Here is an 11,314-nt window from a genome sequence, read left to right as displayed (position 1 = left end):
CTCTTTCTGAGACATCCCCTTTCAAGAAGTCAGAACCTTTCAAGAAGTCAGAACCCGTTTCTAGAACACCCCCCTGATCTCAATCCTCAATCCCCAATCCCTGACTCCTGACTTCCTTCTTCCCCTCCCCCCTCTCTAACAACTAATAACCAACAACCGACTGTCACCCATCACCCCATCACTCTCCTACATTCTGGCTCCTGCCTCCTGACACTCAATTCCAATAACCAGTGATAACGTAAAGATATGGAGATGCATATTCAGCATTCCACTGTATAGTATTCACTACCCATCTGTTCCACCCATTTTCTGACGTTTCGGAAAACCGCTCTATGCAATCAGCAGTGTCTCCCGCTTCAGCAATGGAAGCCCCCAAACACGGCTTACCTGTCACTATCATTACAGGCTTTTTGGGCAGTGGTAAGACGACTTTACTCAATTACATTTTGACAAATCAGCAAGGGCTGAAGACGGCTGTTTTAGTTAACGAATTTGGTGAAATTGGTATTGATAATGAGCTGATTGTCACCACCGATACAGACAATAGCATGGTTGAGTTGAGCAATGGCTGTATTTGCTGCACGATTAACAATGATCTGGTAGAAGCGGTTTATAAGGTTCTGGAACGGCAGGATGCGATCGACTACCTGGTGGTTGAAACAACGGGGCTGGCCGATCCATTACCCGTAGCCCTGACTTTCCTGGGCACTGAGTTGCGGGATATGACCCGGCTGGACTCCATCATTACCGTGGTCGATGCCGAAAACTTCAGTCTAGATCTGTTCAACAGCGAGGCGGCCTATAGTCAAATTGTCTATGGGGATATCATCCTGCTGAACAAAGCCGATCTGGTAGATGAGGCTGATCTGGATGCCCTCGAAATCCGAATCCGGGACATTAAGCAGGGAGCTCGAATTCTTCGTACTGTAAAGGGACAGGCTCCTTTAGGAATGTTGCTCAGTGTTGGGCTGTTTGAGTCTGACAAGTATTTTGAGCCGGAAACGGAGTCGCACGGTCATACCCATGATCATGAGCACGAGCATCATAACCATGATCACGGCCATCATGACCACTCCGGTTGCGATCACGACCATGGCCATTGTGTTCATGATCATCATCATCACCACTCCAACCATCTGGAGAATGATGGTTTTACGTCTGTTTCGATTCAGAGTGACAAGCCCTTCGATATCAAGAAGTTCCAGTATTTTCTAGATAACCAGTTGCCTGACAATGTCTTCCGGGCGAAAGGAATTCTCTGGTTCAACGAAAGCCCGAAACGGCATATCTTTCACCTCAGCGGCAAGCGCTTTTCTCTCGAAGACGATGAGTGGAAGGGCGAACCGAAAAACCAACTTGTATTGATTGGTCAGAATCTGAATCATGAGATGCTGCGATCGCAAATTGAACACTGCTTTACCCTACCGACCACTAGCCGAGGCAAAGGTTTTGGGAAGTAATTTTTGGGTGAACTGCGTTGGACTCTAGCCGCGAGGTACTGGTTTGCCAACATGTTAATTGTCTGGGCAACGGCTCTGCTGAGGTGTTAAAAGCCTTTCAGTCAAACCCCGTCCCTGGCATTACTGTGAATGCAAGCGAGTGCCAGGGGCAATGCAACATGGGCCCCACCGTCAGGGTACTGCCTGACGAAACCTGGTACTGCCGGGTGAAGTCAGAAGATGTTTCCGCGATCGTTGAACAGCATCTCAAACAAGGAAGACCCGTTGAACGGTTGCTCCATCCCCGAATGCATGCAAAGTTTTAGCCAGTTGTTATAGCCGTTGCTAGGTTGCTTAGGACATTGGCTTAAGGTGGGTGGCTATAGCTATATAGCGGTAGTCATTATGGTTAGGACGGGGTGCAGGGGTTCCACTCCTGGCTGGGGGCGAAGCCCCCACTCCCTCTCTAATTCCAATGTCCTAACGCACCCGCGTAGAGCTATACCACCTCGTTTCAGTCATCTTCGAGATCCAGAATTTGTTGATCAATGGCTTGCAGGCGCGATCGCACCACCTCCTCAGATAGAATCCGTTTTCTCAGCGCATCATTGAGGGCACTTTTTTCGGCCAGTAACAGGCGTCGCCGGATCGCGTCTAATTGAGATAACCCCTTGATCGCTGCGGTCAACTTATCAGGACGGCGATTGTAGAAGTCTCGCAGAGAGCGTTCTGCGGCAGCAATCCGCACCTGATAGCTGGCCCGCATTTCTTCATAAACGGATTTGGGCAACACTCCCGATTTCAGCAGGTTATCCAGTTCATCCTGGGCGGCTTTTGCAGTCATCAGTTGTGACTGAAGCGATTCGATCCACTGCTGGGCTTCTGAGGTGTGAGCAATCTGAAGACGACGAACCAGCCAGGGCAAACTAACCCCCTGCCCAACCAGGGAAAGCAGTACCGTTCCAAACACCAGAGCAATTAATCCTTCCCGTTCAGGGAGAGTCGTAGGTAGGCTGAGGGCTAGCGCCATTGACAGCGAACCTTTGATATTGCCCAGAAACAGTACATGCTGCCAGCGTAGTGGAATGAGACGATCAAACAGACTGGCCCCGGCCAACAGGGGATAGACTGCCAGAAATCGCCCTACCTGATAAGCCAGAATCGCCAGCAGCACGGCGGGTAGCGTTTTACCCAGGGTTGCCAAATCAATTTCTAGCCCAATCAGTAGAAAAATGAAGGTGTTCACTCCAAAGCCAGCATACTCCCAGAAACTGAGAACCGTAATGCGGCTGGACGCAGAAACGTTGTGAGCCTGCTCGGTGTTTCCCATTACCAGACCAGCGATGACTACCGCAACCACACCGGACACTCCCACTAGCTGGCTGATCTGGAAGGCTCCTAGAGCGATCGCCACAGTCAACAAAATGCTGCTGAGGGCATCATCGGAGCGGACATATAGCCCAACCCCCAGATAACCCACCACCATTCCCACTAACCCTCCTCCCAGAATCACCACCAGCAATTCCCGAATGCCGTCGGCAACCGTGATCGAGCCTGCCACATTTACCTTCAGAATCAGGCTGAACAGCACCAGTGCCATACCATCGTTAAACAGGCTCTCCCCTTCCACAATCGTGATCAGCCGAGAAGGAACTGTCACTTCTTTGAAAACGGCAATAACCGAGACTGTGTCCGTAATTGCCAGAATGACTCCCGCCAGCAGGGCCGGAATCCAGGCCAGCCCCAGAGCAAACTTGAGGACGCAGGCTGTGACACCGGAAGCAATGACCACTCCCGGTCCAGCAAGTAGGGCGATAGGCTTAATGGTGGTGCGAAGACGACTGACATCGGTATTGATCGCAGCCTCAAACAGCAGAATGGGGAGAAAAAGATTAAAAATTAGCGAAGAATCCAACCCAATGCGGCGGGGTAAAAGCTCGGCAATAGCCAGCCCTGCCACCACCAAACCCGTGACATAGGGAATTCGCAGCCGACGGGAAACCAACGCTACACCCGTTGCTACCAGCAGCAGAATGATGAGGATTCTGACCAGTTGAGCAATGTTTCCCTGATCACTGCTGACCGCTGCGATTAACCATGTCATAGGAACCTGACCTGCCTCTCAACTGAACCTTGCATGTCGATAAGCTATAGTACAGATTCGTTGACATAGCCATCGCCATCAGGCTTAGGACGGGGTGCAGGGGTGGAACCTCTGGCTGGAGGCGAAGCCTCCACACCCGCTTAGATCCAGTGTCCTAAGCAAGTTGGTGACAGCTATAAGACCTTGGACTATAGACTTTGGGCAATCAATTGAAAGACCGTTCACAGTTTACCGTTTAACGCTTAAGATCCGTTCCAGTTTTTATAAGGAGCCTCCGTGAGCCCAGAAACCCTACTCCAAACCTCCCCTGCTGTAGCAGAGCTGCCGCTCAATTCTTCCGATGCCTTCGATCCGGCAGTTGACTTTGATCCCTATGTGATGGCAACCTATGGGCGCTATCCCATTGCCCTGGAACGAGGAAAAGGCTGCCGCGTTTGGGATACGCAAGGTCGAGAGTATTTAGATTTTGTAGCAGGAATTGCGACCTGCACTCTGGGCCATGCCCATCCTGCCATGGTGGAGACGGTCACCCAACAAATCCAAACGCTCCATCATGTTTCCAATCTCTACTATGTCCCGGCTCAGGGAGAACTGGCTAAGTGGCTGGTTGAACATTCCTCTGCCGATCGCGCCTTTTTCTGCAACTCCGGGGCAGAGGCCAACGAGGGAGCCATCAAGCTGGCACGGAAGTATGCCCACACCGTTTTGAACATTGAAAATCCGGTTATCATTACCGCCCACGCCAGCTTCCATGGCCGGACTCTGGCAACCATCACCGCCACTGGACAGCCGAAGTACCAGAAAGGCTTTAGCCCTCTGGTGCCCGGTTTCTTCTACGCCCCCTACAATGACATTGATGCACTGGAACGGGCCCTGGAGGAACTGGACAGGGGCGATCGCCAGGTTGCAGCCATTCTGCTGGAAGCCCTCCAGGGTGAAGGGGGCGTGCGTCCGGGCAATCGCGCCTACTTCCAGCGCATTCGCCAGATTTGTGACGAAAAAGGCATTCTGCTGATTTGTGACGAAGTGCAGGTTGGCATGGGTCGTTCTGGAAAGCTCTGGGGTTACGAAAACCTGGGAATTGAGCCTGATATCTTTACCTTAGCCAAAGGGTTAGGGGGTGGCATTCCCATTGGTGCCATGCTGTGCAAGTCGCACTGTGATGTTTTCCAACCCGGCGACCACGCCAGCACCTTTGGCGGTAATCCGTTTGCCTGTGCCGTTGCCCTCTCTGTTTGCCAGACCATTGAGCGGGAAAACCTCCTGACCAATGTGCAGGAACGGGGTGAGCAATTGCGGGCAGGTCTGCGGGCGATCGCAGAAAAGCATCCCGACACAGTGGCAGAAGTCAGAGGTTGGGGCTTGATCAACGGCCTGGTTCTGGCGGAAGAAACCCCTCTTACCTCAGCCGACGTGGTGAAATCGGCGATCGCAGAAGGATTGCTTCTGGTTCCTGCGGGACCTAAAGTGGTACGCTTCGTGCCCCCGCTAATTGTGAGCGCAGAGGAAATCAATCAGGCCCTGGAAGTTATTGGGAAAGCATTCTCCCTCCTGGGTTGACCAGCTTTTTCTACCTTTCCGCCTCTTTCTCTAGGAAAATCGTCACCGGACCATCGTTGGCGATCGCAACCTGCATCATTGCCCCAAACTTTCCTGTTTCCACCCGTAAGCCGCTGGAGCGCAACAGAGAGACAAACCTTTCATACAGCGCTTCAGCGGAATTCGGTATTGCTGCCCGGTCAAAAGAAGGACGGCGTCCCTTGCGGCAGTCACCATAGAGGGTGAACTGGCTGATGACCAGCAATTCTCCCCCAATCTCCTGAACCGAGCGATCGAACCGGCCCCCTTCCCCATCGGGAAACAGCCTCAACTCCAGACATTTCCGTGCCATCCACTCCAGTTCAACCTCCGTATCTGTGTCAGCAATCCCTACCAGCAAATTAAGTCCCCGTCCTATCTTGCCAATCACTTCTCCCTCAACCGTGACCTGTGAAGAACTGACTCGTTGAATGACAATGCGCATAGAGGAAGGAAGGGGATTGGGGGTAAGAAGAAGAAAGAGGAAAGAAGGAAGAAAGAAGGAGCGGAGGAGTGGAAGTAATTGAGTAATGGAGTGATGGAGTAATGGAGTGATGGGGTGGGGAATTTTGAGTTTTGAGTTTTCAACTCACACCTCACACCTCTCTAACAACCAACAACTACTGATCAGGCTTAAGCAGAAATGGAGACGGCCTTGGAGTTGGTCTGGGTTGCAAAACGCCACCCGGTTTGTATTCAGCACCATTGGGCATTCTGGCTCCGTCAAACTTTGCTCCGGTAATGACGGCTCCAAACATCCTGGCTTTAACCAGGTTTGCCTTTTCAAAATTGGTGCCAGTCAAATTTGCGCCGCGCAGGTCTGCCCCTTCTAAACTGGCTTCTCTCAAATCTGCTCCTGACAGGTCTGCATTGGTTAAATCGGCACCGTAAAGATTTGCCTTGTAAAGCTTGGCACCTTGCAGGTTGGCGTTCTGAAACTTTACAAGCGCCAGGTTCGCTCGCTCCATCACTGCATCCGTCAAGTTGGCAGAATTTAGATTCGATCCCTGCAACGCGGCGGCTGTGAGATTGGCCCCTTTCAGATCAGCCAAACCCAACTCGTAGCTGTAAAGGCTGGCTTCTGACAAATCACAGCCTGGACAAACTCCGGAGTCAAGCAGCCGCTTCACATGGTCAGGATTAGCCGATAAAGCAGCGGTTGCCAATGCAAGCAGGGCTGTCAGGGGAATTAGTGCTAAAGAAAATTGTTTCATCGCTCACCATCGTGCTTGAGTTGATTATCGCTGATGAGTGTCAGAGGAACCGATCAAGTTTGAGTCGAGTGAGGAGGTTTGATTGGGGACAACGTCTGGGGAGATCAAAGCGGGGTTGGGATTAACTGAGTTTCGTTTTACTGGGTACCGAGCGAACTGAACCACAGTTAATAGCTTCAATTAGCTGGTCGATCGCGGCCATTTCTTCCTCACCAAATTCTCTCTGCCGCAACAGTTTTTGCATTTGCCGCTCCAGGTTCATAGGTAATTCACCCGTTTCAAGCACCCTTTGAACAATTTCAACAAGCTGCATAAACAATCAGGTATCAGGTCTATAAAAGCGTTGAGAGTTCATCGACAACTCGCACACGCCCTTTACGTAACGCATGGAGCAATCGGTCGATACAATTTCGCTCCTCTTCACTCAACGTTTCTGAAAGCATGGCGGCCATCAGCCCGTAACGGTCAGCCAGGGTAATTTTGCCGGCGACGCTTGCTTGGGCAAATAACTCAGAAATTGCAGAGGGAAGAAGGTTTACGGGAGGCATCGTTAATTGTGGAACTCGATAGTTCTACTATCAACGGATTCAACGATTACTCCAGTGACAAAGGGGTAGTCAGAAGCGTGATTTTTTGAGGGGAGGTGAGTGACTTACTGAAGGGCGATAAGTGACTGGTCAAGAAGGGTTGGGGTGATAGCAGTCACATTGGCGATTCAGGACTACTATCTTCCTGAGCCTACAACGGGGGGTTGTCAAATTTTTTGTGGCAATGCTGGAAAGGGGGTCGAGGGAATCAGGGTTTCAAGGAGCCAGAGCCCTGTTTCTAGAACACCCCCTACAACGGAGGGCCTGGTCTCTGTATAACTGGTTAAACAATTTTGATGACCGATGGCTAACGTTGAGCGTCTCACCCTCTCACATCCTGCCCTTTTCTAGCGCTACCCCAAAAAAATATGGAGGGCTTCTAAAAAAATATGGAGGGCTTCTAAATGTTGAAGCCCTCCATATTTACCAATCTGACTTGCGGAGTAGTTAGCGCATTTCTGTCAGCCTATACTAAGCAACCCAACTAAGCAACCCACTTTTGCGCAACGATTTCAGCCAGGTCTACTACACGTTGGCTGTAGCCCCACTCATTGTCATACCAGGCAACGACCTTCACCATATCGCCACCCATTACCATAGTCAGAGCTGCATCCACAATGGAAGACTCGTCAGTTCCAGCATGATCTGTGGAAACCAGCGGCAGATCACAATATTTCAGAATGCCTTTCATTTCACCCTCTGAAGCATTCTTCAACACTTCATTTACCTGGTCGGCAATGGTGCTTTTTTCGACCTGAACTACCAGATCCACAATGGAAACGTTGGGAGTCGGAACCCGCAGGGCAATTCCATTCAACTTACCTGCCAATTCGGGTAGTACTAGTGCTACAGCTTTAGCAGCACCGGTTGAGGTTGGTACAATGTTCATCGCAGCGGCACGGGCACGACGCAGGTCACGATGGCTGGCATCCAACAAGCGCTGGTCGCCTGTATAGCTGTGAGTTGTCGTCATTGTGCCCTTGATAATACCGAAGTTCTCATGTAGCACTTTGGCGATCGGAGCGAGGCAATTGGTTGTACAGCTTGCGTTGCTAATGATGTTGTGTTTGTAATGGTCATATTGATGATGGTTCACACCTACGACAAACGTGCCGTCATCCCCTTTACCAGGCGCTGTAATCAAAACCTTCTTGGCACCTGCGGTAATATGCTTGGAAGCACCTTCTTTACTGACGAATACGCCCGTTGATTCAATGACCAGGTCAATTTCCCATTCCTTCCAGGGCAAATTCTCAGGATTACGATCAGATGTACACTTGATAGTGTGACCGTTGACAGTAATCGTATTTTCGTCAGCGCTGACATCACCCTCAAACTTGCCAATCATTGAGTCGTATTTCAATAGATGGGCGTTTGTTTTGGGGTCAGAGGTGTCATTGATAGCGACCACTTGAAACTGGCTATTTTCTCTAGTCAGCCAGCAACGCATGAAGTTACGTCCAATACGTCCAAAGCCATTAATTGCTACTCTAATCACTGCGTCTTGCCCTCTGTCTGCTAAATACTTACCCGATAGTCAAACCAATCATAAGACTCTGTGGATCCCAGTGCAATAACTTCTCTGTTGAGCGCGGTAAGTCAAATCGGCTCTACGAGAACGTTTCAGCCCCAGCGAGGAATTGCACTCCAGCCGCAGAATTTAGTTTTTCCCTGGCTTCCAATCTGTTAAAGTCTTTGACTAGGTATTTTAACTTATTTCACGTACAGTTTATGCTCCTCAATATAAATTCTTACCGGATCTGGCACCAAATATCGGATGGAACGGCCTTCCAGCCGATATTGACGAATCAGGCTGGATGAGATGTTGATCGCGGGCATTTGCAGTAATTGCCAGCGAAGCGCAGAACCCAGTTGCGCCATAACCTTTCTTCCGAGTTCTTCTGCCTCTGCTGAGGTTCGACCTGCGCTCCATCGAGAGGCAACCAGCCAGGTACATTGCTCAATCAACAGGTGGCTTTTGTACCACTTTGTTAGGGTCTGAAAGGTATCACTGCCCAGGATCCAAAACCATTGAGTCGAAGGATAAAGAGCCTGCAAATGCTGAAGTGTCCCAATCGCGTAGGAAACTCCCTTCTGCTCCATGTCAATACTGGACAAACTGAAAGCGGGATGATCGGCGATCGCGCGCTGTACCATTTCCAGCCGCTGGTCAAATGCGGGTAACGCCTGCGGCTTATGGGGAGGACGGAACGTTGGCACCCAGATAATCTGATCTAGTGCCGCCTGATCCAAAGCTGTCTCAGCAACTAAAAGATGTCCCCAGTGGATGGGGTTAAAGGTGCCACCAAAGATCGCAACCTTCCGCATTAAAAACTCTCACCCGTGGCTGTCCTAGTTACCCCCTGCGGCTGAAAGGGTGGATTGACTCATTGCAGGCTTTTTTCAGTTCTTCCAAATCTGAAAACCTTAAGTGTGAAGTCTAACCTAGTCTAGATTCGTAGAAACAAACTTTTGTGTAGTCTACAGTTACCTATCGGGAAATGTGAGTATAAGGTCTGAATTCAACTATTCATGGAAGACTCTTTTTGATCCACCTCTTACTGATTCCTTAGATTCGTCTAATAAATTTCGGATGTAATGACTGCGAAAGAACCATCAAATTCACTGAAATCCAGCAGAAATGTTGAAAGGAGTGATATAACTTTCACGGAAACTAAAATCTTTGCCATAAGTAGCACTCTTAGCGTGGTTGGGCAAATTATTAGAAGCCTGTATCCCCATAAAGGTAATCCTTGATATGATAGCGCGAGATATTGCTGTGGTGTGGTGTGTAAGGAGCTAGAATGCTGAACTCTGTCGATTTCACCGGCAGACCGTTCCACTTTATTGGTGTTGGTGGAATTGGAATGTCAGCCCTGGCTTACGTTTTAGCTAAGCGTAAGCTACCTGTGTCTGGGTCAGATCTGCGATTGAGTCATATCACTCAACGATTACAGGAAGAGGGCGTCCATATTTTCTGGAATCAGGATCCAAGCAATTTAGAGTTTTTCAAACCCGATTCCAGTCCTGCCAACGAGGTCCTGTCGGCTGCCACAGTTGGGGCGCCCCCCTTGTCAGAGCCAGAAGTTTCAAGGCTGAATCGGTTACTTAGTGATGGAGGCTGGACATCGACTCTACCCCAGGTTATTTGTTCTACAGCAATTCACCCTGCCAATGCTGAGTATCAGGCGGCTCGCGAACTGGGTTGCCCAATCTTTCATCGCTCAGATGTTTTAGCAGGGCTAATTCAGGAATATCGAAGTATTGCTGTTGCAGGTACCCACGGAAAAACTACAACCAGCAGCCTGATTGGCTATTTACTGCTTCAAGCAGAGCTAGACCCCACGATTGTTGTCGGGGGCGAGGTGAATGCCTGGGGAGGAAATGCCCGTTGGGGTTGGGGTGATTTCCTGGTTGCTGAAGCGGACGAATCGGATGGTTCACTCGTAAAACTGGCGGCTGAAGTGGGTGTGGTGACGAATATTGAGCTGGACCATCCCGACCACTATCACGACCTGGATGAGGTAGTGGATACCTTCAAAACCTTTGCGCAGCGCTGCCAAACTCTAATTGGTTGTATCGACTGTCCGACAGTTCGGGATGCGCTGAATCCAGCCATCACCTATAGCCTGGATATTCATTCAGGGGCTGACTATACCGTTGATTGCATTACCTACCGCCCCGATGGAACTACAGCCAGAGTGTGGGAGCGTGGGGTTATTCTGGGTCGTCTGGATGTGCGCTTACTGGGGCGGCACAATCTAAGTAATGCGCTGGCAGCTGTTGCGGTTGGCCGTCTTTTAAAGTTGGACTTTGCAACAATCGCCCGCGCGATCGCCACCTTTGAAGGGGCCCGCCGTCGATTTGAGCATCGGGGGGAGTATAATGGCATTCTGTTTATAGACGACTACGCCCACCACCCCAGTGAAATTCGCGCAACGCTAGCCGCTGCCCGGCTGCAAGCGAAAGCATGGCGGAATCCACTGCGGCGGCGAGTGGTTGCCGTCTTCCAGCCTCATCGCTACAGCCGTACAGAAGCATTTCTGTCGGAATTTGCCACTTCATTTGATGATGCCGATGTGGTTGTTCTGACAGACATTTACAGTGCAGGCGAAACTAATCCTGGCACAGTCAATGGCCAGCAAGTTGCCGATTTGTTTGCGACTCACCATCCCAGGGTTTATTACCAGCCCTCTCTTAAATCCGTTAGCCAAGAGCTGACTGAAATTTTAATGCCGGGAGATATTGCTCTCTTTTTGGGAGCCGGAAACCTGAACCAACTCATTCCTGAGTTAATGGCGTTTTACCAGTGCCTTGAACAGGGTGCATCGCAAGGCTTGTGTAACCAGGCCTGAGGCGGTTTGCGACTTGAGATGATAGAGAACTACCAGC

At 50.3% G+C, this 11,314-nt stretch carries 11 protein-coding genes; 4 read left to right on the top strand and 7 right to left on the bottom strand.

Going from position 1 to position 11,314, the window contains the following annotated elements; translation table 11 throughout:
- The first annotated feature begins 332 nt into the window (after nucleotides 1–332).
- Together P4D80_RS10775 and P4D80_RS10770 are read left to right on the top strand one after the other, a co-directional pair.
- Nucleotides 333–1,460 carry a CobW family GTP-binding protein gene (locus P4D80_RS10775; RefSeq protein ID WP_421659145.1) on the top strand — a complete coding sequence of 376 codons (1,128 nt, stop codon included), beginning with the start codon at nucleotides 333–335 and terminating at the stop codon, nucleotides 1,458–1,460.
- Nucleotides 1,461–1,477: 17 nt separating this feature from the next.
- A complete protein-coding gene (locus P4D80_RS10770) occupies nucleotides 1,478–1,765 on the top strand; it encodes a (2Fe-2S) ferredoxin domain-containing protein (protein ID WP_421659144.1) in 288 nt (95 codons plus the stop codon).
- Nucleotides 1,766–1,953: 188 nt separating this feature from the next.
- On the opposite strand, the gene P4D80_RS10765 is transcribed toward P4D80_RS10770, so the two are convergent.
- A complete protein-coding gene (locus P4D80_RS10765; RefSeq protein WP_421659143.1) occupies nucleotides 1,954–3,543 on the bottom strand; it encodes a cation:proton antiporter in 1,590 nt (529 codons plus the stop codon).
- A gap of 276 nt (nucleotides 3,544–3,819) precedes the next feature.
- Between P4D80_RS10765 and P4D80_RS10760 the strand changes: the two genes are divergently transcribed.
- Nucleotides 3,820–5,103 carry an aspartate aminotransferase family protein gene (locus tag P4D80_RS10760; RefSeq protein ID WP_421659142.1) on the top strand — a complete coding sequence of 428 codons (1,284 nt, stop codon included), beginning with the start codon at nucleotides 3,820–3,822 and terminating at the stop codon, nucleotides 5,101–5,103.
- A gap of 10 nt (nucleotides 5,104–5,113) precedes the next feature.
- Here P4D80_RS10760 and dtd read toward each other — a convergent pair whose 3' ends face one another.
- The 6 genes from dtd to nadD form a co-directional block, all read right to left on the bottom strand.
- Nucleotides 5,114–5,566, bottom strand: a complete 453-nt coding sequence (dtd, locus tag P4D80_RS10755; protein WP_421659141.1) for a D-aminoacyl-tRNA deacylase — start codon at nucleotides 5,564–5,566, stop codon at nucleotides 5,114–5,116.
- A 175-nt stretch (nucleotides 5,567–5,741) separates the two neighbouring features.
- Nucleotides 5,742–6,335, bottom strand: a complete 594-nt coding sequence (locus P4D80_RS10750; RefSeq protein WP_421659140.1) for a pentapeptide repeat-containing protein — start codon at nucleotides 6,333–6,335, stop codon at nucleotides 5,742–5,744.
- Between the two features lie 121 nt (nucleotides 6,336–6,456).
- The gene (locus P4D80_RS10745) at nucleotides 6,457–6,648 is read right to left on the bottom strand and encodes a hypothetical protein (protein ID WP_421659139.1); all 192 of its coding nucleotides are present in this window, start codon (nucleotides 6,646–6,648) and stop codon (nucleotides 6,457–6,459) included.
- Between the two features lie 19 nt (nucleotides 6,649–6,667).
- Entirely contained in the window at nucleotides 6,668–6,883 is a 216-nt protein-coding gene (locus P4D80_RS10740; protein ID WP_421659138.1) for a hypothetical protein, read from the bottom strand.
- Between the two features lie 523 nt (nucleotides 6,884–7,406).
- Complete coding sequence (locus P4D80_RS10735) at nucleotides 7,407–8,420, bottom strand: type I glyceraldehyde-3-phosphate dehydrogenase (RefSeq protein WP_421659137.1); 1,014 nt, start codon at nucleotides 8,418–8,420, stop codon at nucleotides 7,407–7,409.
- A 215-nt stretch (nucleotides 8,421–8,635) separates the two neighbouring features.
- On the bottom strand, nucleotides 8,636–9,250 hold the full coding sequence (gene nadD, locus P4D80_RS10730; protein WP_421659136.1) for a nicotinate (nicotinamide) nucleotide adenylyltransferase: 615 nt from the start codon (nucleotides 9,248–9,250) through the stop codon (nucleotides 8,636–8,638).
- Between the two features lie 476 nt (nucleotides 9,251–9,726).
- On the opposite strand from nadD, the gene murC reads away from it, so the two are divergent.
- Entirely contained in the window at nucleotides 9,727–11,277 is a 1,551-nt protein-coding gene (gene murC / locus P4D80_RS10725; RefSeq protein ID WP_421659135.1) for a UDP-N-acetylmuramate--L-alanine ligase, read from the top strand.
- Nucleotides 11,278–11,314: the final 37 nt, after the last annotated feature.

Source organism: Leptothermofonsia sp. ETS-13 (assembly GCF_049200465.1).
Classification (GTDB): Bacteria; Cyanobacteriota; Cyanobacteriia; order Leptolyngbyales; family Leptolyngbyaceae; genus Leptothermofonsia.
The sequence above is the reverse complement of the archived record's forward strand: the minus strand, read 5'-3'. Positions and strand labels throughout refer to the sequence as shown.

Excerpts from the sequence above, each read along its gene's own strand:
- nadD (WP_421659136.1), bottom strand. The coding sequence starts at position 9,250 with ATGCGGAAGGTTGCGATCTTTGGTGGCACCTTTAACCCCATCCACTGG.
- P4D80_RS10740 (WP_421659138.1), bottom strand. The coding sequence starts at position 6,883 with ATGCCTCCCGTAAACCTTCTTCCCTCTGCAATTTCTGAGTTATTTGCC.
- murC (WP_421659135.1), top strand. The coding sequence starts at position 9,727 with ATGCTGAACTCTGTCGATTTCACCGGCAGACCGTTCCACTTTATTGGT.
- P4D80_RS10765 (WP_421659143.1), bottom strand. The coding sequence starts at position 3,543 with ATGACATGGTTAATCGCAGCGGTCAGCAGTGATCAGGGAAACATTGCT.
- dtd (WP_421659141.1), bottom strand. The coding sequence starts at position 5,566 with ATGCGCATTGTCATTCAACGAGTCAGTTCTTCACAGGTCACGGTTGAG.
- P4D80_RS10745 (WP_421659139.1), bottom strand. The coding sequence starts at position 6,648 with ATGCAGCTTGTTGAAATTGTTCAAAGGGTGCTTGAAACGGGTGAATTA.
- P4D80_RS10775 (WP_421659145.1), top strand. The coding sequence starts at position 333 with ATGCAATCAGCAGTGTCTCCCGCTTCAGCAATGGAAGCCCCCAAACAC.
- P4D80_RS10750 (WP_421659140.1), bottom strand. The coding sequence starts at position 6,335 with ATGAAACAATTTTCTTTAGCACTAATTCCCCTGACAGCCCTGCTTGCA.